The sequence below is a fragment of the Streptomyces luteolus genome (assembly GCF_029968015.1).
Classification (GTDB): Bacteria; Actinomycetota; Actinomycetes; order Streptomycetales; family Streptomycetaceae; genus Streptomyces; species Streptomyces luteolus.
In genome coordinates, this window is record NZ_JASCIS010000007.1 from 23,408 (window position 1) to 48,127 (window position 24,720).

The 24,720-nt window shown below is 72.6% G+C and carries 22 protein-coding genes and 1 pseudogene; 6 read left to right on the top strand and 17 right to left on the bottom strand.

Features of this window, described 5'->3' with window-relative positions:
- Positions 1-236: 236 nt before the first annotated feature.
- Positions 237-671, top strand: a complete 435-nt coding sequence (locus tag QIT00_RS08790; protein ID WP_282534577.1) for an ATP-binding protein — start codon at positions 237-239, stop codon at positions 669-671.
- A 74-nt stretch (positions 672-745) separates the two neighbouring features.
- Here the strand turns inward: QIT00_RS08790 and argF are convergent, their stop codons facing one another.
- The 7 genes from argF to QIT00_RS08825 form a co-directional block, all read right to left on the bottom strand.
- On the bottom strand, positions 746-1,744 hold the full coding sequence (argF, locus tag QIT00_RS08795; RefSeq protein ID WP_282534578.1) for an ornithine carbamoyltransferase: 999 nt from the start codon (positions 1,742-1,744) through the stop codon (positions 746-748).
- A gap of 110 nt (positions 1,745-1,854) precedes the next feature.
- A complete protein-coding gene (locus QIT00_RS08800; RefSeq protein WP_282534579.1) occupies positions 1,855-3,087 on the bottom strand; it encodes an arginine deiminase in 1,233 nt (410 codons plus the stop codon).
- Positions 3,088-3,544: 457 nt separating this feature from the next.
- Entirely contained in the window at positions 3,545-5,884 is a 2,340-nt protein-coding gene (secD, locus tag QIT00_RS08805) for a protein translocase subunit SecD (RefSeq protein ID WP_282534580.1), read from the bottom strand.
- Between the two features lie 87 nt (positions 5,885-5,971).
- Positions 5,972-6,373 carry a hypothetical protein gene (locus QIT00_RS08810; protein ID WP_282534581.1) on the bottom strand — a complete coding sequence of 134 codons (402 nt, stop codon included), beginning with the start codon at positions 6,371-6,373 and terminating at the stop codon, positions 5,972-5,974.
- A 162-nt stretch (positions 6,374-6,535) separates the two neighbouring features.
- Entirely contained in the window at positions 6,536-9,088 is a 2,553-nt protein-coding gene (locus tag QIT00_RS08815; RefSeq protein WP_282534582.1) for a polynucleotide kinase-phosphatase, read from the bottom strand.
- Positions 9,085-10,569: a 3' terminal RNA ribose 2'-O-methyltransferase Hen1 gene (locus tag QIT00_RS08820; protein ID WP_282534583.1), complete on the bottom strand. Its 1,485-nt coding sequence runs from the start codon at positions 10,567-10,569 to the stop codon at positions 9,085-9,087. The genes QIT00_RS08815 and QIT00_RS08820 overlap by 4 nt, the downstream gene beginning before the upstream one ends.
- Before the next feature lie 95 nt (positions 10,570-10,664).
- Positions 10,665-11,291 carry a TetR/AcrR family transcriptional regulator gene (locus QIT00_RS08825; RefSeq protein ID WP_282534584.1) on the bottom strand — a complete coding sequence of 209 codons (627 nt, stop codon included), beginning with the start codon at positions 11,289-11,291 and terminating at the stop codon, positions 10,665-10,667.
- 259 nt (positions 11,292-11,550) lie between these two features.
- Between QIT00_RS08825 and QIT00_RS08830 the strand changes: the two genes are divergently transcribed.
- Together QIT00_RS08830 and QIT00_RS08835 are read left to right on the top strand one after the other, a co-directional pair.
- On the top strand, positions 11,551-13,053 hold the full coding sequence (locus QIT00_RS08830) for an APC family permease (RefSeq protein WP_282534585.1): 1,503 nt from the start codon (positions 11,551-11,553) through the stop codon (positions 13,051-13,053).
- Positions 13,054-13,161: 108 nt separating this feature from the next.
- Positions 13,162-14,778: an amidohydrolase gene (locus tag QIT00_RS08835; RefSeq protein WP_282534736.1), complete on the top strand. Its 1,617-nt coding sequence runs from the start codon at positions 13,162-13,164 to the stop codon at positions 14,776-14,778.
- A gap of 105 nt (positions 14,779-14,883) precedes the next feature.
- On the opposite strand, the pseudogene QIT00_RS08840 reads toward QIT00_RS08835, so the two are convergent.
- Both QIT00_RS08840 and tnpA read right to left on the bottom strand, forming a co-directional pair.
- Positions 14,884-16,093, bottom strand: a pseudogene (locus QIT00_RS08840) (RNA-guided endonuclease InsQ/TnpB family protein).
- Entirely contained in the window at positions 16,090-16,512 is a 423-nt protein-coding gene (tnpA, locus tag QIT00_RS08845; protein ID WP_282534737.1) for an IS200/IS605 family transposase, read from the bottom strand. Before tnpA ends, QIT00_RS08840 begins: the two are co-directional and overlap by 4 nt.
- Before the next feature lie 196 nt (positions 16,513-16,708).
- On the opposite strand from tnpA, the gene QIT00_RS08850 reads away from it, so the two are divergent.
- Complete coding sequence (locus tag QIT00_RS08850) at positions 16,709-17,023, top strand: hypothetical protein (protein ID WP_282534586.1); 315 nt, start codon at positions 16,709-16,711, stop codon at positions 17,021-17,023.
- 13 nt (positions 17,024-17,036) lie between these two features.
- Here the strand turns inward: QIT00_RS08850 and QIT00_RS08855 are convergent, their stop codons facing one another.
- The 3 genes from QIT00_RS08855 to QIT00_RS08865 all read right to left on the bottom strand — a co-directional run bounded on the left by QIT00_RS08855 (position 17,037) and on the right by QIT00_RS08865 (position 18,832).
- On the bottom strand, positions 17,037-17,711 hold the full coding sequence (locus QIT00_RS08855; protein ID WP_282534587.1) for a class I SAM-dependent methyltransferase: 675 nt from the start codon (positions 17,709-17,711) through the stop codon (positions 17,037-17,039).
- A 33-nt stretch (positions 17,712-17,744) separates the two neighbouring features.
- Positions 17,745-18,269, bottom strand: coding sequence for a DoxX family protein (locus QIT00_RS08860; RefSeq protein WP_282534588.1), 525 nt, complete (start codon positions 18,267-18,269; stop codon positions 17,745-17,747).
- Between the two features lie 134 nt (positions 18,270-18,403).
- Positions 18,404-18,832, bottom strand: a complete 429-nt coding sequence (locus QIT00_RS08865; RefSeq protein ID WP_282534589.1) for a nuclear transport factor 2 family protein — start codon at positions 18,830-18,832, stop codon at positions 18,404-18,406.
- 122 nt (positions 18,833-18,954) lie between these two features.
- Here QIT00_RS08865 and QIT00_RS08870 point away from each other — a divergent pair, with 122 nt between their 5' ends.
- On the top strand, positions 18,955-19,521 hold the full coding sequence (locus QIT00_RS08870; RefSeq protein ID WP_282534590.1) for a PadR family transcriptional regulator: 567 nt from the start codon (positions 18,955-18,957) through the stop codon (positions 19,519-19,521).
- Entirely contained in the window at positions 19,514-20,347 is an 834-nt protein-coding gene (locus tag QIT00_RS08875) for an SGNH/GDSL hydrolase family protein (protein ID WP_282534591.1), read from the top strand. Before QIT00_RS08870 ends, QIT00_RS08875 begins: the two co-directional genes overlap by 8 nt.
- 5 nt (positions 20,348-20,352) lie before the next feature.
- On the opposite strand, the gene QIT00_RS08880 is transcribed toward QIT00_RS08875, so the two are convergent.
- The 5 genes from QIT00_RS08880 to QIT00_RS08900 all read right to left on the bottom strand — a co-directional run bounded on the left by QIT00_RS08880 (position 20,353) and on the right by QIT00_RS08900 (position 24,440).
- A complete protein-coding gene (locus QIT00_RS08880; RefSeq protein ID WP_282534592.1) occupies positions 20,353-20,592 on the bottom strand; it encodes a hypothetical protein in 240 nt (79 codons plus the stop codon).
- Positions 20,593-20,675: 83 nt separating this feature from the next.
- On the bottom strand, positions 20,676-20,957 hold the full coding sequence (locus QIT00_RS08885) for a hypothetical protein (RefSeq protein ID WP_282534593.1): 282 nt from the start codon (positions 20,955-20,957) through the stop codon (positions 20,676-20,678).
- 171 nt (positions 20,958-21,128) lie between these two features.
- Complete coding sequence (locus QIT00_RS08890; protein ID WP_282534594.1) at positions 21,129-22,052, bottom strand: LLM class F420-dependent oxidoreductase; 924 nt, start codon at positions 22,050-22,052, stop codon at positions 21,129-21,131.
- Between the two features lie 310 nt (positions 22,053-22,362).
- Positions 22,363-23,262 carry a ribokinase gene (rbsK, locus tag QIT00_RS08895; RefSeq protein ID WP_282534595.1) on the bottom strand — a complete coding sequence of 300 codons (900 nt, stop codon included), beginning with the start codon at positions 23,260-23,262 and terminating at the stop codon, positions 22,363-22,365.
- Positions 23,259-24,440 (bottom strand): LacI family DNA-binding transcriptional regulator, encoded by a 1,182-nt coding sequence (locus QIT00_RS08900; protein ID WP_282534596.1) that lies wholly within the window; start codon positions 24,438-24,440, stop codon positions 23,259-23,261. The genes rbsK and QIT00_RS08900 overlap by 4 nt, the downstream gene beginning before the upstream one ends.
- Positions 24,441-24,720 lie beyond the last annotated feature (280 nt).

Here is a 24,720-nt window from a genome sequence, read left to right on the forward strand (position 1 = left end):
TCGCCGGTCAACCGTCGGCCGTCGTCGTCGGTCGGGAGCCTTGCAAGCCTGCACCGAAGTTATCACTCATACGTGACTGTCGTCACGAGTGCGCGATAGGCCGCTGCTGAAAGTCCCTTGGCCTGCGGGGCTCCGGACCTGCGGAGCCCCGCACAACGCCTCTACAGGTGTCCGCTTACCATTCATACGGTTGAAAGCAGGACGACCCGCCTGCCTGCAGCACGAACGGAACCGCCTTGCACCAGCCACTCGCCCCGCCCGCCCCCTCGTGGCGGATATCGCTTCCGCACACCACGGCGGCCGTACCCGTGGCCCGCGCTCTGGTCCGTACCGCCCTGCACGAGCTGGACGACCCCGCCGACTGCGACACCGCCGAGCTCCTCACGGCCGAGCTGGTCGCCAACGCCGTCGAGCACACGGTGGGGCTGCGCCCGATCGAGCTGGTCGTGGAGCTGCTGCCGACCGGCTGCCAGGTCGAGGTCCACGACTCGGACCCGCGCCCACCCGGCAACCTGGACCGCGCCGCGCCGCTCGAGGAGCCGGACCCGTGGCAGGAGCACGGCCGCGGCCTGCTCCTGATCCGCGCCCTGAGCCAGGACTGCGGCCACCGCACGACGACCTCGGGCAAGGCGGTGTGGTTCACGCTCGGGGCAGGCGGCCGGGGCCACTGAGCGACGCGCCCCCGTGCGCGCCCCTGTACGTACCCCGTACGCCCCCGTACGCACCCGTACGCACCCCGTGCGCGTCAGACCAGCGTCGCGACCATCACGGCCTTGATCGTGTGCAGCCGGTTCTCCGCCTCGTCGAAGACGACCGAGTGCTCCGACTCGAAGACCTCGTCGGTGACCTCCAGGGCGCTGAGGCCGTGACTCTCGTAGATGTCCTGGCCGACCTTCGTACCCAGGTCGTGGAAGGCCGGGAGGCAGTGCAGGAACTTCACGTCCGCGTTGCCGGTGGCGCGCAGCACGTCCATTGTGACCGCGTACGGACCGAGCGCCTTGATCCGCTCGTCCCAGACGTCCTTCGGCTCCCCCATGGAGACCCACACGTCGGTGGCGACGAAGTCCGCCCCGCGCACGCCCTCCGCGACGTCCTCGGTCAGCGTGACCGTGGCGCCGCTGACCTCGGCGAGCGCCTTCGCCCGCGTGACGATCTCCGCGGCCTGCCAGTACGCCTCGGGCGCGACGATCCGTACGTCCATGCCCAGCAGGGCGCCGGTGATCAGGTACGAGTTGCCCATGTTGAAGCGGGCGTCGCCGAGGTAGGCGAAGACCAACTGGTCGATCGGCTTGCCGCTGTGCTCGGTCATCGTGAGGACGTCGGCGAGCATCTGCGTCGGGTGCCAGTCGTCGGTGAGGCCGTTCCACACCGGGACGCCGGAGAACTCGGCGAGCTCCTCGACGGCCGCCTGCCGGTCACCGCGGTACTCGATGCCGTCGAACATCCGGCCGAGGACCCGCGCGGTGTCCTTCACGGACTCCTTGTGCCCGATCTGCGAGCCGGAGGGGTCGAGATACGTGGTGGAGGCGCCCTGGTCTGCGGCGGCGACCTCGAAGGCGCAGCGCGTCCGCGTGGAGGTCTTCTCGAAGATCAGCGCGATGTTCTTACCCTTGAGCCGCTGCTCCTCGGTCCCGGCCTCCTTGGCCGCCTTCAGCTCCGCCGCGAGGCCGACCAGGGCACGGAACTCCTCGGCGGTGAAGTCCAGCTCCTTGAGGAAGGGGCGGCCGGTGAGTACGGGGGCCATGAGCGCTCCTGACGGGACGGGGACGGAACTCTGATCTCGGAACGCTGGAAGTCTATACGACCATCAACATTTTTATACAGGCGGCCTGTGGTCTCAGAGGGAGACGCCCCCTAGACCGCCTCCCGCTCCACCGGGCAGCTCATGCAGCGCGGGCCGCCCCTCCCCCGGCCCAGCTCGCTGCCCCGGATCTCGATGACCTCGATGCCCTCCTTGCGGAGATGCGTGTTGGTCGTCGCGTTCCGTTCGTACGCCACGACCACGCCCGGCTCGACCGCGAGCACGTTGCAGCCGTCGTCCCACTGCTCCCGCTCGGCGGCGTGCACGTCCTGCACGGCCGTGAGGACCCGGATGCCGTCCAGGCCGAGGGCGGCCGCGATGGCGTGGTGCATGTGCTCCGGCGGATGGTCGGTGACCTTCAACTCCCGGTCCCCGTCGCCCGGTTCGATGGTGTACGAGCGGAGCATGCCGAGCCCGGCGTACTGCGTGAACGTGTCGCCGTCGACCATCGTCATCACCGTGTCCAGGTGCATGAACGCCCGGCGCTTCGGCATGTCGAGGGCGACGATCGTGGTGGCGCTGCCCGCCGCGAACAGCTTGTGCGCCAGCATCTCCACGGCCTGCGGCGTGGTCCGCTCACTCATCCCGATCAGCACCGCGCCCCGCCCGATGACCAGGACGTCCCCGCCCTCGATCGTCGACGGGTAGTCGCTCTGCCCCTCGGACCAGTGGTGGAAGGCGCCTGCCTCGGGGCTCGTGAACAGCGGGTGGTGCCGGTAGATCGCCTCGAAGTGCACGGTCTCGCGCTGCCGCGCCGGCCAGCGCATCGCGTTGATCGACACCCCGTCGTAGATCCACGCCGAGGTGTCGCGGGTGAAGAGGTGGTTGGGCAGCGGCTTGAGGAGGAAGTCGTCCAGGTCCATGGCGTGGAACCGCACCGAGGTCGGCTCCGCGTTGCGCTCCAGGAACTCCCGCTTCGTCATCCCGCCGATCAGCGCCTCCTCCAGATCGGGCAGCGCCATGGCCTCGAAGGCCGCCCGCAGCGGGTCCGTGGCCAGCGGCCCGTACTCCTTCTCCTCGAAGACCCGGTCCAGTACGAGGGACTTGGCGGCCGGCACCTCAAGCGTCTCGCGCAGCAGATCGCCGAAGAGGTGCACCTCGACGCCGCGTTCACGCAGCACGTCCGCGAAGCCGTCGTGCTCCTGCCGGGCCCGGCGCACCCACAACACATCGTCGAAGAGCAGGGCGTCCTTGTTGCTCGGGGTGAGGCGCTTCAGCTCCAGATCCGGCCGGTGCAGGATGACGCGGCGCAGCCGGCCGGTCTCGGAGTCGACATGGAATCCCATGCGCCTATCCTGGCCCGCCGCTGCCCGCTTCACCCGTCCGCGCCGGGTTGATCCGCGCGACGGCGCGGGCCGGGTGGGTGGAGGCGTTCTTCTCCCCTCCCCGCCCCTTCCCGAAAGTCCTCAGCGGACGGCTCCGGGTGCTGCGCCCCCGCGCCCCCGCCCGGGGCTGCCGCCCCTGGACCCCGCATCGGGGGCCAGCCCCCGGACCCCCTCCCCCAAGCTCTCGGCTTCGCTCGAGCAGGGGGGACCCCCATCTCAAACGCCGGAGGGGCTGAATCACGTGCCCCTTCAGGGGCGCGGGGAACTGCGCGACCAGCCACGACGGCGGGCAAGCCGAACGACGGCCGCGAAGTCGGGGCCCGGGGCGGAGCCCCGAGGCTGCGGCCCGGGGGACCGGGGCGGAGCCCCGAGGCTGCGGCCCGGGGACCGGGGCGGAGCCCCGAAGCTGTGGCGGGCGTCAGACCACCGCCCCCGAGTCGCCGCGGCGGTCTCCCAGGGGGCCACCCCTTGGGCCGTCACCGCGGGGGCGCTTCGACGGCCTGGTCTCGGTGGGCCAGCGCTGCTCCAGACTCACCGCCAGCGGCACCGCCGTACCGATCGTCGACGCCATGCCGACGAGGACTCCCGCGATCAGCGCGACGGAGAAGTCCGCGAGCGAGTCCCCGCCGAGCACGGCCAGCGCGGCCAGGACGAACAGGGCGCCCATGCCGGTGTTCACGGTGCGCGGCAGCGTCTGCACGACGGCCGTGTTGGCGACGTCGACCAGGTTCGTGCGCGGATCGCGGCGGCGGCCCTCGCGTACCCGGTCGAAGACCACCACCGTGTCGTTGACGGAGTAGCCGATCACGGTGAGCAGGGCCGCGAGGAACACGCTGTCCACGGGCTTGCCCAGCCAGGCGAACAGGCCCACGACGAGCAGCACGTCATGCACCATCGCCGCGACCGCGGCCGCTGCGAACGTCCAGCGGAACCGGACGCTGAGATAGAGGAGTTGGGCCGCGACCGCCACGCCGAGCGCGATCAGGGCCTTCTGCCGCAGCTCGTCGCCGAGGCTCGGACCGATCAACTCGTCCCGTTCCACGGTCACTTGGCCACCGGGCCGCTCCAGGGCCTCCTTGATGGTGTGCTGCTCGTCATTGCTGAGGCGTTCCGTACGTACCGAGATGTCGCCCTCGCCCGACTCCTGGACCACGGCGCGTGGGAACCCGGCGTCCGCGACGGCCTCGCGGGCGGTGTCCACGGCAACGGGTCTGCTGGTGCTGTACTCGACGAGACGGCCGCCGGTGAACTCCACGCCGAAGTCGAGGCCGCGCAGCGCGATGCCGCCGATCGCGACGGCGACGAGCAGGGCGCTGGCGCCGAGCCAGCGGCGCCGGTGGTGCACCAGGCGCGGGTCCCGCCGGGCGAGCCAGGACCGCACCCGGCCCGTAGACGTGATCCCGGTGAGCGCGGGCCGCTTGCGCACGAAGCCCCGTGAGACCGCGAACTCGGCGAGGACGCGGGTGATGACGAGCGCGGAGACCATCGAGGCGATGACGCCGATGGAGAGGGTGACGCCGAAGCCCTTGACCGGGCCGACGGCGAAGAAGAACAGCAGCCCGGCGGCGAGCAGGGTCGTCACATTGGAGTCGACGACCGCGCTCCATGCCTTGGCGAAGCCGTTGGTCAGCGGCTTGTCGAGGCGGCCCGCCGCGCTCTTCGTCCGGGCGCCCAGGTATTCCTCGCGGGCCCGCTCGAACACCAGGACGTTGGCGTCCACGGCCATGCCGACGGCGAGGACGAACCCGGCGAGCCCGGGCAGCGTCAGCGTCGCGCCGAGGGCGACGAGCGCCGCGTACGAGATGAGTCCGTACAGCGCGAGGGCGAGGGTGGCGAGGAAGCCGAGGAGGCGGTAGACCACAATGATGAACAGGCCGGTGAGGGCCAGGCCGATGATCGCGGCCTGGGCGCTCGCGGCGATGGCGTCGGCGCCGAGGGTGGGGCCGACGGTGCGCTGCTCGACGACCTCCACGGGCACCGGCAGGGCGCCGCCCTTGACGAGGGCGGCCAGCTCCTCGGCCTCGGGCTGCTGGAAGCCGCCGGTGATCTGGGTGTTGCCGCCGGTGATGCCGACGCGGCAGGCCACGTCCGGGTTCACACTCGGCGCGGAGATGACCCGCCCGTCGAGGACGATGGCGACCCGCCGCTTCGGGTCGCCCTGCGGCGCGCAGGCCGCCTCGCCGGTGACGCGGGCCCAGTCCTCCCCGGCCGCCTTGCGGAACTTGAGGTTCACCACCCAGCCGGCCATGTTCTGCTGATCGAGCACGGCCTCCGCGTCCCGCACCCCGTCACCGGTGAGCGCCGCCTCACCGAGTTTCAGATACGCGCCCTTCTGGTCGGGGTCGGGCAGCGTGCGGGCCGCGCCCGCGTCCTGCTTCCCGCTGTCGGCCTGCGGCTTCTTGCCGGTGACTCCTTCCACCGGGTGCACGGTGAGCTGCGCGGTGCGGCCGATGACCTCGGCGGCCTCGCGCGGGTCCTGGACGCCGGGCAGTTCGACGATGATGCGGTCGTCGCCGGAGCGGGTCAGGCTCGGCTCGGAGACCCCGAGGGCGTCGACGCGCTGGCGCAGTACTTCGAGGGCGCGCTGCGTCGACTCGGCGTCGGCCCGGGTCGTGGGCGAGTCCTCGGTCTGGAGGACGATCTGGGTGCCGCCGCGCAGGTCGAGGCCCAGGCGGGCGGACTGGGTGAGGGCGAAGAAGAGCGAGGCGGCGATCACGCAGAGCGCGACGACCGCTCGCCACAGGGGCGCGCGAGACATGGTTCTCCCGGGGAGGGGATCGATGGGCGGGTACGGGCAGCCGGAACCGCGGCCCGGACCCGCACCCGCCTCCACGGCGAGCAACGGTCAGGCGTCGACCGGCACTTGACGTATCTCCGGCCCGCTCGGCGGCCCGCGCGGCCGCGGCACGGCGAGGTCCTGGCAGGCCGGCGGCCCGTCCCGGCCGACCCGTCCGTCCGGGCCGCCGTGCGCCCGGTGCCCTGCCGCCTCACCGGCACGCGGGGTGAGGAACGGGGGCGGGGGTGTCGTCTCCGGGTGCGAGCCGATGTGGCCGTACGCAAGCTGCGCGCCGCCCTTGCCGCCGTGGCCGAACTGCACCCCGGCCGAGCCGTGTGCGAACTGGGCTGCACCGGCCCCGCGTTGGGCCTGGACCTCCGCCGCCGCCGTGGACGACGGCAGAAGCAGGAAGGCGACCGCCGCGAGGAGAGCGGACAACGCTGCGGCGAGCGGGCGGCGATGTGCCGTCACTCGCGGATACTGCCGGTCCACGTCTGCCCCTCCCCCCTCTCCGATCCGTCGATCTGCCCTCACAACGCGGCACGTGCCCGGAGGGGTTCCCATCCCCTCCGGGCACACCCGAACGAGTGAACGAGTCCGGGACGCGGCCCGGCCAGAACCCTCGCCCGACCGCTACAACCGCGGGTCCACCGGCTCCGATTCGAGCGCGAGGACCGCGAAGACCGCCTCGTGCACGCGCCACAGCGGCTCGCCCTCCGCGAGCCGGTCAAGCGCCTCCAGGCCGAGCCCGTACTCGCGGATCGCCAGGGACCGCTTGTGGCCGAGGGAGCGGTTGCGCAGCCGCTGCAGGTTGTCCGGCCGGGTGTACTCGGGGCCGTAGATGATCCGCAGGTACTCGCGGCCGCGGCACTTGATGCCGGGCTGGACGAGGTGCCCCTTGCCGTCGCGGGCGAGCGCGCGGACCGGCTTGACGACCATGCCCTCGCCGCCGCGTCCGGTCATCTCCAGCCACCAGTCGACGCCCGCCCGCACGGACGCCGGGTCGCCGGTGTCCACGTAGAGGCGCCGGGTGGTCTGCAGCAGGCCGCTGCCGTCGTGCTCCACCATGCGGTCGAGGAGCGCCAGCTGCTCGTCGTGGCCGAGGCCCGCGAGGCTGCGGCTCTGCGCGGCGAGGATCTGGAACGGGGCGAGGCGCACCCCGTCCAGGCCCTCCGTGCTCCAGCAGTAGCGGCGGTAGGCCTCGGTGAACGCCTCGGCGTCCGTGGCCCGTGCGCGCTGCCGTTCCACCAGGTCACCGGTGTCGACGCCGCGCGCCGTGGCCGCTTCGAGCGCGGCGAGCGCCGCCGGGAACACGGCACCGGAGGCGGCGCCCACCGCCGCGTACTGGCTGCGGAGCAGCCCGCCCGCCTTGAGCGACCAGGGCAGCAGCTCGGCGTCCAACAGCAGCCACTGAGTGTCGAGTTCGGCCCAGAGTCCGGCCTCGTCGACGGCGGCGCGGACCCGGCGCAGGATCTCCTCGGTGACCGCCCGGTCGGAGAAGAACGGCCGGCCGGTGCGGGTGCAGAGGGAGCCGGTGACGCCCTCGGTGCCGAACCGCTCCCGCGCCACCTCCTCGTCCCGGCACACCAGGGCCACGGCCCGCGAGCCCATGTGCTTCTCCTCGCACACGACGCGCTCCACGCCGTCCGCCGCGTACTGCGCGAACGCCTCGGCCGGGTGCTCCAAGTAGCCCTCGGCCTGCGAGGTCGCCGTGGGCGCCATCGTCGGCGGCAGGTACGGAAGGAGCCGCGGGTCGACCGCGAAGCGGCTCATGACCTCCAGGGCCGCCGCCGCGTTCTCCTCGCGCACCGTGACCCGGCCGACGGTCCTGGTCTCCACGCTGCGGCGGCCGTGCACGTCGGCGAGGTCCAGCGGGCGTCCCTCGTGGCCGCCGGGCGCCTCGGTGGCGAGCGGCTTGGCCGGTTCGTACCAGACCTGCTCGGCCGGTACGTCGACGAGTTCGCGCTCCGGCCAGCGCAGCGCGGTCATCTTGCCGCCGAAGACCGCACCGGTGTCCAGGCAGATGGTGTTGTTCAGCCAGGTCGCGTTGGGCACCGGGGTGTGGCCGTACACCACTGCCGCGCGGCCGCGGTACTCCTCGGCCCACGGGTAGCGCACGGGCAGGCCGAACTCGTCGGTCTCGCCGGTGGTGTCGCCGTACAGGGCGTGCGAGCGGACGCGTCCTGACGTGCGGCCGTGGTACTTCTCGGGCAGGCCCGCGTGGCAGACGACGAGCTTGCCCTCGTCGAGGACGTAGTGGCTGACGAGCCCGTCGATGAACTCCCTTACCTCCGTGCGGAATTCCTCGCTCTCGCCGTCCATCTGCGCGATGGTCTCGGCCAGTCCGTGGGTGTGCTGGACGCCCCGGCCCTTGAGGTAGCGGCCGAACTTGTTCTCGTGGTTGCCGGGCACGCACAGCGCGTTGCCGGACCGCACCATCGACATGACGCGCCGCAGCACACCGGGGCTGTCCGGGCCGCGGTCCACGAGGTCGCCGACGAACACGGCCCTACGTCCCTCGGGGTGTGCGCCGTCCACATAGCCGAGCTTGCCGAGCAGGGTGTCGAGCTCGGAGCGGCAGCCGTGGATGTCGCCGATGATGTCGAAGGGGCCGGTGAGGTGGCTGAGGTCGTTGTACCGCTTCTCCAGGCGGATCACGGCCCGCTCGACCTCGTCGACGCCGCGCAGCACGTGCACCTTGCGGAAGCCCTCGCGCTCCAGGTGCCGCAGGGAGCGCCGGAGCTCGCGGGTGTGGCGCTCGATGACGCGGCGCGGCATGTCGGCCCGGTCGGCGCGCCCGGCGTTGCGCCGGGCGCACACCTCCTCAGGGACGTCGAGGACGATCGCGATGGGCAGGACGTCGTGCTGCCGGGCCAGCTGGACGAGCTGCTTGCGGCTGTCCTGCTGCACGTTGGTGGCGTCGACGACGGTGAGCCGGCCCGCGGCGAGCCGCTTGCCCGCGATGTAGTGCAGGACGTCGAAGGCGTCGCGGCTGGCGCTCTGGTCGTTCTCGTCGTCGGAGACCAGGCCGCGGCAGAAGTCGCTGGAGATCACCTCGGTGGGCTTGAAGTGCTTGCGCGCGAAGGATGACTTGCCGGACCCGGAGGCGCCGACGAGGACGACGAGGGCCAGGTCGGTGACGGGCAGTTCGCGGGGCGCGGCTGCGTTCTCGGGGCTGGTGCTCATGCGGCCTTCGCTCCCTTCGGGTTCGTGGTGCTGCTGTCCGTGTGCGTACGCAGCGTGAAGACGGCCATCTGCGTGGGCGGTCCGACCTCCGGGTCGTCGGGCCCGACCGGCGTGAACTCCACGTCGTAGCCGTGCCGTTCGGCGACGGCCCGCGCCCAGCCGCGGAACTCCTCGCGGTTCCACTCGAAGCGGTGGTCGCCGTGCCGGGTGTGCCCGGCGGGCAGGGTCTCCCAGCGGACGTTGTACTCGACGTTCGGCGTGGTCACGAGCACGACGGCGGGCCGCGCGGAGCCGAACACGGCGTACTCGACGGCGGGCAGCCGGTCCAGGTCGACGTGCTCGATCACCTCGCTGAGCACGGCCGCGTCGTACCCCTTGAGCCGCTTGTCGGTGTACGCGAGCGAGCCCTGGAGGAGCGTGACGCGCTCGGCCCGCCGCTCGCCCATGCGCTCCAGCTTGAGGCGGCGGGACGCGACGGTGAGCGCCCGCATCGACACGTCGACGCCGACGACCTCGGTGAACGTCACGTCCCCGAGGAGCGCCTGTACCAACTGGCCCTGGCCGCAGCCGAGGTCGAGCACACGGTGCGCCCCGGACGCGCGCAGGGCGGTGCGGATCGCCTCGCGCCGCTGCACAGCCAGAGGCACGGGCTTCTCCTCGGTGTCGGCGTTCTCGTCGACGGCGTTGTCGAGCTCCTCGACGTCCACGTCGTCGGCGTCGGCGAGCCGGACCAGTTCGAGCCGTTCGTTCGCCTCGCGGGTGAGTGAGCGGCGGCCCGCGAGATAGCGGTTGACGATCAACTGCTGCCGGGGGTGCTCGGCGAGCCAGCCCTCACCGGCGCGCAGCAGCTTGTCGACCTCGTCGGGCGCGACCCAGTAGTGCTTGGTGTCGTCGAGCACGGGCAGCAGGACGTACAACTGCCGCAGGGCTTCGGCGAGTGGGGCCTCGCCTTCCAGTACGAGCCGTACGTACCGCGAGTCGCCCCACTCGGGGAACCGGGTGTCGAGGGCGACCGGTTCGGCGGTGACGGTCCAGCCGAGCGGGCCGAAGAGCTTCTCCACGAGCTCGGCGCCGCCGCGCGCGGGCAGCACCGGCACCTCGATCCGCAGCGGCAGCGGGCGGCCGACCAGCTCGGGCCGGGCCGCGCAGCTCCCGTTGAGGGCGCTCTTGAAGACGGCGCTGAGGGCGACGGCGAGCAGCGAGGAGGCGGCGTACGGCCGGTCGTTGACGTACTGCGCGAGGGCCGCGTCCGCCGCGCCGCCCCGCCCCTTGCCCTTGCCGCGCCGTACCAGCGCCACCGGGTCCACCTCCAGGAGCAGCGCCGCCGTGCAGCGCTCCGCGCTCGCCTCCGGGTAGAAGACGTGCGCGCGGCCGTGGGAGGTGGAGAACGCCTGCGCCTTCTCGGGATGCTTGTGCAGAAGGAACCCGAGGTCGGTGGCGGGGCGGTCGTGGGTGCCGGTGGTGCTGATCGTCAGGAACACGGTGGGTACGCCTCGAAACAGGGCCTGAGCTGCGCGCGCGGGGTGCGAACACAGCTGCGAACGCCCTCAAGGTACCCGGAGGGTCGCCGCGAGGGTCAGGGGTTTTCGGGTCCGGGATCGGAGCCCGCGAGCCCCCGGCAGTGCGCCAGGAACCCCGCGAGCGTCAGGTCGAAGGCGCGGTCGGCGCGGGCCGGGCCCGTGACCTTCTGGGCGGCGGCCAGGCGCGGGGCCGCCGACTCGTCCTCGACGACCCACATCACCTCGGGCGCCGACATGTCCAGGGCAGAGCCGAGGACGAGGTTGTCGAGGCCCGTGATGACCGGCATGACCTCGTCCCGGGCGAAGCCCGCGTCCGTGAGGAGCCCGGCGACCCGCTCGTACTGCGCGATGACGCGGGGCACGCGCACCGGGGAAGTCATCAGGAGGGAGATCGCCCGGGGGTGGGCGGCGAAGGCGGCACGGTAGGAGCGGGCCCAGGCCTCAAGGGCGGCGTCCCAGGGGTGGAGGTCGAGGGTGGCGGGGTCGAGGCTCTCGACCACGCGCTCGCGGACCAGCTCGACGACTCCGGCCCGGCCGTCCACGTGGTGATACACCGACGCGGTCTGCACGCCGAGCCTGCGGGCGACCTCGGGGACGGTGAAGTCGCCCTTCTCGTCGACGAGTTGGAGGGCCGTCGCGCCGATGCGCGCCCGGTCGAGCAGGGCCTTCCGGGGCCGCCCCATGTGGTTTCTCCTGTCGCGAGGTCTTCCCGAATCGTACGGGCGCCCTCTACATTGCCTAAACCGAAACGGTTTAGGTTTCGGCGGTTCCTCCGGCGTCCCACCCCTCCGCACGCTCACGGCCCGCCGCCCGCTCCGCGAATCCCGAATCCCGGATCCCGAATCCCGGATCCCGAATCCCGGATCCCGAATCCCGACTCCCGGATCCCGGATCCCGGATCCCGGATCCCGGATCCCGACTCCCGACGAAGGGCCGCGCGCCATGGACGTAGAGTCCGCACCCCGCAAGGGGGCACCCGAAGGCGTCGTGCCGCAGCGCACCGCCGCAACCGCACCCGAATCGCAGCAGCACTCCCCCGGCCTGCGCCGGGCCCGCCTCGGCGTCGCCGACATCGCGTTCTTCGTCGTCTCGGCCGCCGCGCCGCTGACCGTGATGGCCGGGGTCGCCCCGCTCGCCATCGGCGTCGGCGGCCTCGGCGCGCCCGTCGGCTATCTCATCGCGGGTGCCACGCTCGCCCTCTTCGCCGTCGGCTTCACGACCATGACCCGGCATGTGCGGCACGGCGGCGGCTTCTACGCGTTCATCACCCGCGGCCTCGGCCGCCCGGCCGGTTTCGGCGCGGCCACGCTCGCCCTGCTCGCGTACAACGGCATGCAGATCGGTGTGTACGGGCTGCTCGCCACCGGCACCCAGGACGCGCTGAAGGCGCTGTGGGGTGTGGACGTGCCGTGGCCGGTGATCGCGTTCGCGGGCGTGGGCGTGATCTGGTTCCTCGGCTACCGCAGCATCGAGTTCGGCGCGAAGGTCCTCGGCGTCCTGCTGCTCGCGGAGACCGGCATCCTCGTCCTGCTCGCCGGCGGGGTGCTCCTGGACGGCGGCGCCGAGGGCCTCGCCCTGGACTCGTTCGCGCCGTCCAACGTCCTCGTGCCCGGCACCGGCGCCGTGCTCGCCTTCGCCTTCGCCGCGTTCACCGGCTTCGAGTCGACCGCCATCTACCGGCGCGAGGCCCGCGACCCCGGCCGCACCATCCCGCGCGCCACCTTCATCGCCGTCGGATTCCTCGGCCTGTTCTACGCGTTCAGCGTGTGGATCGTCATCCAGGCCTTCGGCAGCTCCCAGGTCCTGAAGGCCGTCGCCGACGACCCGCTCGGCCTGTTCTTCACCGCCACCTCGCAGTACGTCGGCGACTGGGCGGCCGCGCTCATGCACGTCTTCATCGTGACCAGCATCATCGCCTCGCAACTGGCCTTCCACAACGCGATCAACCGGTACGCGCTCTCCCTCGCCGAGGAAGGCGTGCTGCCGCCCGCGCTCGGCCGGGTCCACCCCCGCCACCGCTCCCCGTACGTCGCCGGGCTCGCGCAGAGCGTCCTCGCCCTGGTGATCGTCGCGGGCTTCGTGCTCGCCGACGCCGACCCGTACCAGCAGCTCCTGCTGTGGATGAACACCCCGGGAATGATCGGCCTGTTGGCGCTGCAGGCCGTCACCGCCGTCGCCGTGTTCTGCTTCTTCCGCCGGGTCCGGCACGAGGAGGGCCGCTGGCGCACCGCGGTCGTGCCGGTCGCCGCGACCGCGCTGATGGTGGGCGCGCTGTGGCTGGTGATCACGAAGATCGACCTGATGACGGCGGCCCCGTTCACCACCAACGCCCTGCTCGTCCTCACCGTCCCGGCCGCCTTCGCCCTCGGCGTCGCCGTCGCCCTGCGGATCCGCCGGACGCGCCCCGAGGTGTACGCGCGCTTCGCGGCCGAGCCGGAGGACTGACGGGCCGCACCCCTTCCTCGTACGACCCGAATTCCTCGTACGACCCGAACCACCAGCCCCCTCACCACGCAAGGAACCGCCTCCGTGTCCCACCCGACCCCGCGCCCGCTGTCCGCCGTCGCCGACACCGTCCTGACCGGCGCCCGTATCCGCACCCTCGACCCCGAGCGCCCCTCGGCCACGGCCGTCGCGGTCAAGGACGGCCGGATCGTCGCCGTCGGGGAGGAGGCGGACGTCCGGGACTGGCGCGGCGCGCACACCGAGGTCGTCGACCTGGGCGGCGCCACGCTCACCCCCGGGCTCGTCGACGGGCACAGCCACCCCGTCCTCGGCCTGGAGATGGCCACCGGCCTCGACCTGTCGGGCTGCCGCGACCTGGACGAGCTGCGCGCCGCGCTCGCCGACGCCGCCCGCGCGGCCGCACCCGGCACGTGGGTCACCGGCTACGGCCTGGACCACAACACCTTCGGCGGCCGCGCCGTCCACCACGACCTGATCGACCCGGCGCTCGGCGGCGTACCGGCCTTCCTGCGCCTGTACGACGGCCACTCGGCGCTCGCCAGCGGCCCGGCCCTCCAGGCCGCCGGGATCGACGGGCCGCGCGAGTTCGCGCAGCGCGCGCGGGTGGTGTGCGACGCGGACCGGCGGCCCACCGGGCATCTGATCGAACCGGCCGCGATGGACCTCATGCAGCCGGTCCTGCCGTCCGAGGACGCCTCCGTACGCCGGTCCCGGCTGCTGAAGCTGCTGCGCGACATGGCCGCGACCGGACTCACCGGGGCGCACGTCATGGACCTCCAGGGCGTCGGCGTGCTCGACCTGCTCGCGGGCTGCGAGGCGGAGGCCGGGGCCCTGCCGGTGCGGCTGCGGATCGCGCCGTGGTGCATGCCGGGCACGGACACGGCGGGCCTGGACCACCTCGTCGCGCTGCAGCGTGAACGGGGTCGGCACTGGCGGGTCGGGGGCGTGAAGTTCTTCATGGACGGAACGGTCGAGGGCGGCACGGCCTGGCTGGAGCACGCCGACTGCCACGGCCAGGGCACGGAGGCGTTCTGGCCGGACCCGGCCGCGTACACCGCCGCCGTGCACCACCTCGCACGGGCCGGGGTGCGCACCGCCACGCACGCCATCGGGGACGCCGCCGTACGCCATGTCCTGGACACTGTCGAGCAGTTGACGTGCCCTCAGGAGAGGTCGCTGCACCGGATCGAGCACATCGAGACCGTGCCCACCGGACAGCTGGAGCGGTTCGCGCGGCTCGGCGTGGCCGCCTCGATGCAGCCCACGCACACCGCGTACACCCGCGCCGACCACACCGACGAGTGGTCGAAGCGGGTCGGCGAGGAGCGGGCCGGGCGGGCCTGGCGCTGCCGCGACCTGCGGGACGCCGGGGCGACCCTGGCCCTCGGCTCGGACTGGCCGATCGCGCACTACGACCCGCGCGAGGTGCTCGCCACGGCACGGCTGCGCAGGCTTCCCGGGCGCCCGGAGGTCTCCCCGGTCCTTGCCGGGCAGGCGCTGACGGGTCTGATGGCCCTGGAGGGGTACACCTCGCACGCCGCGCTCGCGGCCGGCGAACAGGACGTCTCGGGCCGGATCGCGCCGGGATACCGGGCGGACCTGACGGCGTTCACCGTCGACCCGGTGGACGCGCCCGCCGACGAACTGGCCGAGGGGCCGATCGCGCTGACGATGACGGGCGGGGAGGTCGTGCATCGCGCCTGAGCGCGCCGACGGTGCGCACGGCCGGGCGCGCCCGACCGCGCCCGCGCGCCGGAACCTACGGTGACTCCACCCGCGCGTGAACGCGCGGGCTTCCTGTGTCGGTGGCTAGGCCGCCGCGCAGAGGGCCAGCCCGGCCCTGTTGAGGACGTTCGTCGCGCCGACATGGTCCGCGTTCGCCGCGAACCCGCACGCCGTGCACCGGAACTTCGCTTGGGTGGCGCGGTTCTCCTTCGCGGCGTGCCCGCAGGACGGGCACGTGCGGGAGGTGTTGCGGGGGTCCACGGCGATGACGGTCCGACCAGCGCTTTCAGCCTTGTTGGTGAGGATCGCGAGGAACACCCCCCAACCCGCGTCGAGGATGCTGCGGTTGAGTCCGGTCTTGGCGGCGGCGCCGTTCGGCAGGAAGCTGCCGGGCTGTTCGGGGTCGGGCTTGGGGTCGGGGTTCTTGGTCATGCCCGCGGTGTTGAGCCGCTCGTGGGCGATGATGTCGTGGTCGCGCACGAGGGTGAGCGCGGTCTTGTGCGCGTGGTCCAGACGCTTGCGGCGGATCTTCGCGTACAGCTTCGCCACCCGGCGGGTAGCGGCTCGGTGTGCTTTTGGTGCGCCGCCTGGTGCGCTTGGGGAACGTGGCGAGGTGCCGCTGCGCTTCGGCGAGTTCGTCGGCCACTGCTTCGAGGAAGCGGGGGTTGGCGATGTGCTCGCCGTCGGAGGTGGTCAGGAAGTGGGTGACGCCCATGTCGATGCCGACCACCGCGCCCGTGTCCGGCAGCTGCTCGACGGGCACCTCGTCGCAGGACAGGACAACGTACCAGCGGTTTCCCTCACGCTTCACACTGATCGTCTTGACCCGGCCGCGCACAGGCCGGTGCTGGTGCACGCGGATGTGCCCGACGCCTTGGAGGCGGACGCGGGTCTGCGGGTCGTGGGGCGTACTGTCCCAGCGGCAGCCGTCACCGTCCTTGGGGAAGGTGACGGTGTCGAAGTGCCCGACGCCCTTGAAGCGCGGGTAGCCCGGAGTCTGCCCGCCCTTCACGCGGCGGAAGAACGCGGCGAATGCCTTGTGCAGGCGGCGAAGGGTGGCCTGCTGGGAGGAGAACGACCAGCGTCCCTGACGCTCGGGGTCGAACGCCCGGATCTCCTTGAGCTGCGCGGACTGGTCGCCGTACTTGATGCTCGTCTTCGCGCTGTGCCGGTAGGCATCCCGGCGTTCCTGGAGGGCGCCGTTGTACAGCGAGCAGTGATCCCGCAGCATCTCGCCCAGCGCGGCCGTCTGACGGGCCGTGGGACGCAGGAGGAACTTGTACGCGCGGATCACGAGCCGTCCCCCTTCTTCAACGGACGTTCCCACTGGGTGTTGATGTACTTCTCGACCGTCGCCGCCGATACCGCACCGGCCGATGCCGCGAAGTACGACGACGACCACAGCGTGGGCATCCGCGACTTCAAGTGCGGGAACTCCGCCCGCAGCACGTGGGAAGTGAAGCCCTTGAACTGGTTCGCCACGTACGAGGCCGACGACTTCGGGTCGTGCTTGACGAAGAGGTGGACGCGGTCGGACATCACCTCAAGGGTGATGATCTCCCAGCCGCGTTCCTCCGCCTTCTGCCGGATCAGTTCGTCCAGGCGTTCCGCGACCCGGCCGCCGAGAACCGGACGGCGGTACTTCGGACACCACACCACGTGGAGCCCGAGGTCATACACGCCGCCGGAGAACCGGCGAACCTTCCTGGCCACAGTCACGTGATCACTATACACACGCGATAAGTCTAGTGCGGCAGAAAGGCGGTAACGGTGAACAGCGCAAATCCGCGCACCCAGTTGAGGCCAGAGCAGCCCAGAGAAGCCATTCCCCACCCCGCTAAAGCGGGGGCGTCCCCTGGCTAGGTCCTGATGGGGCGACCCGTTGCCTCCTCGACGGCTTTGAACCTGCGTGAGGTCGCCGACCAGGGGGAAGTACCGCGGCCTCGGAGAGGGGGCGGCGACCCGGGAGGGCGCGGCCCGTCAACTGACCTCGACCGCGGCCGCGTTGCGCTGGCTGCGGCAGGCGGTCCTCGACACGGCGACCCGCCTCCGCGACACGGGCCGCGTCCAGGAGGCCCTGCACGTCATCGACCTCCTCGCCCTGGCACCGGGCGACGACCCGCATGTCGTACGGGCGCGGAAGCTGAAGGGGGACCTGTGCGCGCTGCGCAAGGAGGAGATCAGCAGTTATGTCTCGCGGAGTTGCTATGAGGCGGGGGTGTAGGTCGCGGGTTCAGCTACTCGGGCCCGGGCACCGACTGCGTGACCCGCCACAGCCTGCGGGGGAGTTCGCCCTCCTCGAAGGGGTGGACCTCGGTCAGGGTCCAGCCCTCCGCCAGGGCGTCGACCAGCGCGCGGGGGAAGAAGTGGACGGCGAAGCCGCCGTGTTCCCAGATGTCGTCGCCGTGGGGTGTGCCCGTGCCGTAGTGGGCGTCGCCCGTGTGGCGCACGGTGTAGACGAGGACGCCGCCCGGCCGCAGCACGCGGCGGATCTCCGCGACGGCCGCGCGGATCTCCTCCGTCGACAGCGCCATGCACAGCAGCATGTGCGCGAACACCGCGTCCACGGACGCGTCCGGCAGCGGCAGCGGCTCGCGTACGTCGTGCACGGCCGTCGCCACCCGCTCCGCGAGCCCCGCCGCGCCCGCCGCCTCGCGCAGCTGGTCGAGGCCGGCGGGGCTGAAGTCCGTGGCCCGTACGGCGAATCCCGCACGGGCGAACGCGAGGCTGTCGCGGCCGTGTCCCGCGCCCAGTTCCAGTACGCGCTCCGCGCCCGCCGCGCGGAACACCGCCGCCGCGTGCCGCGCCGGGGCGGAGGGCTCCTCGCCGTACATCCCGGGGTGCGCCCCGTACGTCTGCTGCCAGTGCGTCCGCTGTACGTCGCCGAGCTGCCGCTCTCCGTCCTCACCCATGGCCGTCACCGTACGGCCCGGGGCGCGGCGCGCCTACTCGGCCTCCTCCTGCCCGGCCATCGCTCGCTCCCTGCGGCCCACGACCACGGCCGCCGCGACGGCGCTCGCCGCGAAGGCGAGGGCGAGGGTGACGGGCTGGTCGAGGCGGTGCCGGGTGACGTGGTCGAAGGAGTAGCGGCCGGGGCCCGACAGGCCGAGGCCCGCGGCGACGAAGCCCAGGTAGGCCGGGTACTCGTAGCCGCCCTGCATGGCGAAGAAACCGGCCCGGCTGTGCACCGCGACCGCGCCCGCCATGGCCCCCGCGGCCGCCGCACCCGCCGCCGGCGTGGCCGCGCCGAGGGCGAGCAGCGCCCCGCCGCCCGCCTCACCCAGTCCCGCGGCGACCGCGCTCGGCCGGGCGGGGCGGAAGCCCATCGCCTCCATCCCCCGCGCCGTACCGTCGATCCCGCCACCGCCGAACCAGCCGAACAGCTTCTGCGTGCCGTGCGCGACGAGCACACCGCCCGTGCCGAGGCGGATGGCGAGCAGGCCGAGGTCCTTGCGGTTGAGGAAGCCCATGTCGTGGTCCTTACGTCCTGACGTACGTACGTACGGGGTGGCCGGGGTCGGCGAGTGGCGGTCCCGGCGTCCAGTCTTTTCCGGTGCCTGGCCGCCCGCCACTCAGGACGTACGAACCGCCTTACGGACCGGCCTCACGCTCCCGGATCCGGGACCAGGCCGTCCGCCACCAGGCCCGCCAACACCGCTTCCCCCAGTGCGTGTACGGCGGACTGCGGCCGGACCATCACCGTGAACTCCTTGATCCGCCCCTCGGGGTCGAAGTGCAGCAGGTCGATGCCGTGGATCTCCCGGCCGTTCACGAGGGCCCGGAAGACCAGCACAGTCGACGGACACGCACGGCCGTCCGCGCTGGTCTCGGCCGTGCCCGCGTACCGGCCGACGTAGCGGAACTCCTCGAAGGTGCGCAGCAGGACCCCGAAGAGGCCGAGGACCATCGCCTTGCCCTCGAAGGGCGTGAACTTCACCGGGCTGTAGAGACGGATGTCATCGGTGAACAGCTCGTCCAGGGCGCCGAGTTCACCGTTCTCCACAGCTTTCTGGAAGCGGTCTGTCGTTGCCATTGCTCGCTCCTCATCGCCACATACTCATGAACCTGACTAGTCAGTTTCTTGAGTATCATGGGTATGCGTCGCTGACCAGACCGCAGGAACCGATCGCCCCGACAGGCCCGAGGAGTCGACCCATGACGCTGCGCCACGCCGTTCTCGCCGCGCTGCTCGACGAGGAGCGGAGCGGGTACCAGCTGGCCAAGGCCTTCGACCTGGGCGTGGCCAACTTCTGGTACGCGAAGCCGCAGCAGCTCTACGCCGAATTGGCCCGGCTCGAACAGGGCGGCCTGATCTCCGGCCGCGAAGTGGTCCAGGACGGCCGCCCCAACAAGCGGATGTTCACCGTCACCGGCACCGGCCTCGCCGAGCTGGAGAAGTTCACGGCCGCCACCGCCAAGCCGTCCGTCCTGCGCGACGATCTGATGGTCAAGGTGCAGGCCGCCGACCGCGTCGACACCGACACCCTGATCGCCCAGCTCACCGACCGCATCGGCTTCGCGCAGGACAAGGTCGACCTCTTCGAGCGCCTCCTGCGGACCATGCGCGGCGAGCGCGCCGAGGCGGAGTTCCTGCGCCACGGCCGGCCGATCGGCCCGTATCTGACCTGCCTGCGCGGCCTCGCCTTCGAGCGGGGCAACCTCGACTGGTGCGAGCGCGCGATCACCGTCCTGCGCGACCGCCAGGCGGCCGCCGATGCCTGACCGGAGCCCCGCCCACCCCGCAGGGCACCGCACATACGCCCGCTACGTGGCTCTCGGCGACAGCCAGACCGAAGGGCTCGGCGACGGCGACGACACCTCGGGGCTGCGCGGCTTCGCCGACCGCCTCGCCGATCAACTGGTGCTCCACAGCCCGGAGTTGACGTACGCCAATCTCGCGGTGCGCGGCCGGCTCGCCGGGCAGGTGCGCGCGGAACAGCTGGACGCCGCGCTCGCCCTGCGGCCCGATCTGGCCACCGTGGTCGCCGGGGTGAACGACGTGCTGCGGCCGTCGTTCGACGCCGATGCCGTGGCCGGTCACCTGGAGGCGATGTTCGCCGCGCTCACCGCGCAGGGCGCCCGCGTCGTCACCGTGACGTTCCCCGACCCGGCGCGGCTCACCCCGCTCGCGCGTCCGCTGAGCCCGCGGATCGCCGGGCTCAACGACCGGGTCCGCCGGGCGGCGCGGCGGCACGGGGTCGTCGTCGCCGAGACGCACCGGCATCCGGTGGTCATGGACCCGCGCCTGTGGAGCCCCGACCGGCTGCACGCGAGCCCGCTCGGCCATCTGCGCATAGCGTCCGCCCTCGCGCACGCCCTCGGCCTGCCGGACAGCGACGACAGCTGGACGCGCCCCCTACCGGACCAGGCCCCCGCCGGACGCGGCAGCGGCCCGGCGGGGGCCTGGCGAACCCTCGCCGACGAGCTGCGCTGGGCCGCCGGTTTCCTCGGGCCATGGCTGCGCCGCCGCCTCACCGGCCGCTCGTCCGGCGGCGGCCGCACGGCGAAGCGACCGCTCCTGCTGCCCGTCCGTACGGAAGAAACCTGAGCCGGTTACTCCGCCGGGTCCTCGTCCGCCCGGCGGGCCGCCTTCAGCACGTCCTCCTCGACGGCTTCCCGGCTCCGGCCCGTCGCCTCCGCGTGCCGGGCGATCGCGGACTGCACGTCCACCGAGGCCTGGCGCCATCGCTCCCGCTGTGCGTCGTACGCCTCGCCGGAGAGGCCCGCGAGCTTCGCCCGCTCTTCCTCCGCGAAGCGTTCCAGCCTGATCAGTTCATCGGAGATCTCAACCACACTCGAATCCTAGGGACCCGGGACGCGGCGCGCGATCGTACGGAGAAGTCGCGATCGTACGGATGAGGTGGGCCAGGTACGGCTCAGAGGGTGAGCAACCCGAGGATTCCCGGCGCCAGTTGGCCGACGCAGGCCGCGGCCAGGCCCAGGAGCAGGCCCGCGAGGTGTACGTGGCGGCGCCGGGCGCGGTCTCCGTGCTGCGCCTCGCGGACCAGGCCGACCAGGGCCACGGCGATGGCGACGACGCCCGCGGTGGTCGCGTCGAACCAGTTCACGCCGAGCGTCAGGAGCGCCGCCGCCCCGACAGCGAGGCTCGCCAGCGCGTGTATCCAGGCCGCGGCACTGCCGCTGCGCACCTTGTTCACGTGTCCCCCTGCGTCCACCGGGCATGCCCGGTCCCCCTCGCCCCGCGCGCCGCCGGGCTCGTACGGCGCGACACCCTAGCGAACGGGGGCGAGAGGGATCAGCCGGGGATCAGCCGGGGATCAGCCGGGGATCAGCCGGGCTCCTCCGGGGCCGTCGCCCCGGCCCCGCGTTCAGGACAGCTGGGACTGCACCTGCGACGAGATGAGCTCCAGGTGCTCCAGATCGTCCAGGTCGAGAATCTGCAGGTACACGCGGCGCGAGCCGATCTCCGCGTACCGGCCGAGCTTGTCGACGACCTCGGCGGGCGAACCGGCCAGGCCGTTGGCGCGCAGCTCGGTCACATCGCGGCCGATGGCCTGGGCACGCCGGGCCACCTCCGCCTCGTCCTTGCCGACGCAGACGACCAGGGCGTTGGAGTACACCAGCGCGTCGGGCGCCCGGCCGAACTGCTCGGCGGCCGCACGCACCCGGCCGAACTGGCGCTCGCTGTCCTCGATCGACGCGAACGGGATGTTGAACTCGTCCGCGTACCGCGCGGCGAGACGCGGTGTGCGGGTCGCGCCGTGGCCGCCGATCAGCACCGGGATCTTCCGCTGGACGGGCTTGGGAAGGGCGGGCGAGTCGGCGAGGCGGTAGTGCCTGCCGTCGAAGTCGAAGGTCTCGCCGACCTTCGTACCCCACAGGCCCGTGACGATCGCCAGCTGCTCCTCGAGGCGGGCGAACTTCTCCTTCGGGAACGGAATGCCGTACGCGGTGTGCTCCTCCTCGAACCAGCCCGCGCCCAGGCCCAGTTCGACACGGCCGCCGGACATCTGGTCGATCTGCGCGACCTGGATGGCGAGCACGCCGGGCAGCCGGAACGTACCGGCCGTCATCAGGGTGCCGAGCCGGATCCGGCGGGTCTCACGGGCGAGACCGGCCAGGGTGATCCAGGCGTCGGTCGGGCCGGGCAGGCCGTCGCTCGATCCCATCCGCAGATAGTGGTCGGACCGGAAGAAGGCGTCGAAGCCCAGGTCCTCGGTGGCCTTCGCGACGGTCAGCAGCGTGTCGTAGGTGGCCCCCTGCTGGGGCTCGGTGAAGATGCGCAGATCCATGGAGTCCATCCTGCATCCTGCATCCCCCACCGAGCCGCCTCGGCCCGACCGGGCTCCGCTCGACTCGGCTCTGCTCAACCGGGCCCGGCTCCGCTCGACTCGGCTCTGCTCGACTCGGGGTACCTCCCTGCTCCGGGATGGCACCTCCCGGCCGAAGGCTGGGGAAGCGGCCGAAGGTTGGGGGACGGTGCGTCGGCGCGCGCCCCGGAGGCCGAGGGAGCGTGCCGAGCCCCGGAGCAGGGAGAGCGTGCCAGGCGTCGCGGGCCCGCGAAAACCGGGGAGACGGGCCCTGGGTCCGTCCGCCCGCGCCTCAGCTCCGGGCCGTGAGGAACTCCTCCACCTCGTCGCGTGACGGCGCGGACGGCTGTGCCCCGGTGCGGGTCGTGCTGATCGCCGCCGCCGCGCACGCCCAGCGCGCCGCCTGCTCCAACGTACGGTCCTCCGCGAGCGCGACGGCCAGGGCGCCGCAGAAGGAATCGCCCGCTCCGGTCGTGTCGGTCGGGGTCACGCGGAACGCGGGGATGTGCAGGCTCGACGTACCTTCGAGGAGCAGCACGCCGTCGCCGCCGAGGGTGACGACCACCGCGCCCGCGCCGGTCAACTTCCTTGCCGCGGCGATGATCTCGTCGACGGTCCGGGCCTCCGGGGTGTCGGTGAGCGCGGCGAGTTCGGTGCGGTTCGGTACGAGCAGGTCCACCTTCGAGGGCGGTACGGCGCCCTCGACCGCGGGGGCCGGGTTGTAGAGGACGAGGCCGCCCGCGAGGCGCGCCGCGGCGTGGTTGGCCGCGTCCGGCACCTCCTGCTGGAGGACGGTGACCTTGGCGGCGGCGAGCGGGCTCGCGGCCTTCTCGCAATCGGCGGCCGTCAGGCGGGAGTTGGCGCCGGGGCTCACGATGATGGAGTTCTCGCCGTCCGGGTTCACGGCGATGAGCGCACGGCCGGTGGGCACACTCTCCGTCCGCAGGATGTGGGTGGTGTCCACACCCTGCGCGCGGGCCGCGCCCACAAGGACGTCGGCCGCGTCGTCGTCGCCCACGCGCCCGACGAACGCGACGTCGCCGCCGAGGCGGGCCGCGGCCACGGCCTGGTTGGCGCCCTTGCCGCCGGGGTGCTGCACGATGTCGCCGCCGAGGACGGTCTCCCCGGGGACGGGGTGGTGCGGCACCGGGACGATGAGATCCAGGTTGAGACTTCCGACGACGGCGATCACTGCGCTTCCTCCACCTTTGCGGTCAAGTCCTGCTGTGCGGTCATGTCCTGCTGTGCGGTCACGTCCTGCTGTGCGGTCATGTCCTGCTCGTTCCTGGCACTGTGCCCACTCTGCCGCCGCGCCGCGCTGGATTCCCGTACGACGAGGTCCGGCGCGAGCCGTATCGTGCGGTGCGGGCGGGTGCCGTCCTGCGGGGGGCGGCGGAGCAACCGGGCGGCCTCCGCGGCGAGTTCGGACACCGGCTGGCGGACCGTGGTGATGCCGGGCGCGGACAGGGTGGCCATCGGGATGTCGTCGAAGCCGGTGACCGCGACCTGTCCCGGCACGTCCACGCCGCGCTGCTGGAGCCGCTGCAGGGCGCCGATGGCGATCAGGTCGTTGGCGCACACCAGCGCGTCGGGGAGCCCGCCCCCGCTCGGCGCGCATCGGCCGGGTTCGCCCTCGGGCCCGGGCTCGCCGTCCCGCGGCCCGCTCTCCCACAGCTCGTCGACCGCCGCCCGGCCCCACTCCGCGGAGAAGTCGCCGAGGAGCACCCGGTCCGGCGCGCCCGGGTCGAGGGCGGCGGCCCCGGACTCGTACGCGAGGCGTCGCTCGGCGGCCGCGGAGGCCGTGCCGGCGGCGCCGATGAAGCAGACGCGGCGGCGGCCGACCGCGGCGAGGTGGTCGAGGACGAGGGCCATGCCCGTGGCGTTGTCGACGGCGACCGAGTCCGCGACGCCCGTACCGCAGCCGCGGTCCATCAGGACGAGCGGGACGCGCGCCGCCGCCGCGGCCACCGCCTCGCGGCTGCGCCGCTCGTGGGCCGGGATGACGAGGAGGGCGTCGACGCGGCGGGCGAGCAGGTCGGCGATGTGCTCGGCCTCGGCCTCGGGGTCGTCGTCGCAGTCGGCGAGGAGGACGGCGCGGCCGTCGGCGTGCAGGGCGTGCGTCAACGCGCGGACGAGGGTGGGGTAGAAGGGGTTGGTGATCTGCGGCAGGACCAGGCCGACGGTGCCGGTGGCGCGGCTGCGGAGCGCGCGGGCGGCGTGGTTGGGGCGGTAGCCGAGCTGCGCGGCGGCGGCGCGGACGCGCGCGGCGGTCTCGGCGCCGACGGGGCGGGTGCCGGCCAGGACGCGGGAGACGGTTGCGACGGAGCAGCCCGAGGCACGGGCCACGTCGCGCAGCGTTGCATCGGTCACGCCCGGCTCCTGCCTCTTCATCCGCTTCACCCCTGCGTCCCGGCCCGCCGATCGGCCGACCGAGCCCCCTCCGGCCCGCCTCGCTCCGCCAGAGTTTCGGAAAACGTTATCAGCAGCCGCCCCCAACGACCACTGCCTCTTCGGCTCCTCTGACGTGCCCGTTAGCTGATCATCTCGACGGGCCTCCCCAGGCTGCCATTGACATAATTCGGGCGCCTGCTCATCCTCTCGGGAGAACGTTTTCCCACCGTCGCCCGCGAGCGGCGGTTCAGCTGGACAA

Coding starts and splice junctions, on each gene's coding strand:
- QIT00_RS08870 (WP_282534590.1), top strand. CDS start 18,955: ATGACGCTGCGCCACGCCGTTCTCGCCGCGCTGCTCGACGAGGAGCGG.
- QIT00_RS08860 (WP_282534588.1), bottom strand. CDS start 18,269: ATGGGCTTCCTCAACCGCAAGGACCTCGGCCTGCTCGCCATCCGCCTC.
- QIT00_RS08800 (WP_282534579.1), bottom strand. CDS start 3,087: ATGGGATTCCATGTCGACTCCGAGACCGGCCGGCTGCGCCGCGTCATC.
- QIT00_RS08830 (WP_282534585.1), top strand. CDS start 11,551: ATGGACGTAGAGTCCGCACCCCGCAAGGGGGCACCCGAAGGCGTCGTG.
- QIT00_RS08825 (WP_282534584.1), bottom strand. CDS start 11,291: ATGGGGCGGCCCCGGAAGGCCCTGCTCGACCGGGCGCGCATCGGCGCG.
- QIT00_RS08875 (WP_282534591.1), top strand. CDS start 19,514: ATGCCTGACCGGAGCCCCGCCCACCCCGCAGGGCACCGCACATACGCC.
- QIT00_RS08855 (WP_282534587.1), bottom strand. CDS start 17,711: ATGGGTGAGGACGGAGAGCGGCAGCTCGGCGACGTACAGCGGACGCAC.
- QIT00_RS08890 (WP_282534594.1), bottom strand. CDS start 22,052: ATGGATCTGCGCATCTTCACCGAGCCCCAGCAGGGGGCCACCTACGAC.
- QIT00_RS08815 (WP_282534582.1), bottom strand. CDS start 9,088: ATGAGCACCAGCCCCGAGAACGCAGCCGCGCCCCGCGAACTGCCCGTC.
- QIT00_RS08865 (WP_282534589.1), bottom strand. CDS start 18,832: ATGGCAACGACAGACCGCTTCCAGAAAGCTGTGGAGAACGGTGAACTC.
- secD (WP_282534580.1), bottom strand. CDS start 5,884: ATGTCTCGCGCGCCCCTGTGGCGAGCGGTCGTCGCGCTCTGCGTGATC.
- argF (WP_282534578.1), bottom strand. CDS start 1,744: ATGGCCCCCGTACTCACCGGCCGCCCCTTCCTCAAGGAGCTGGACTTC.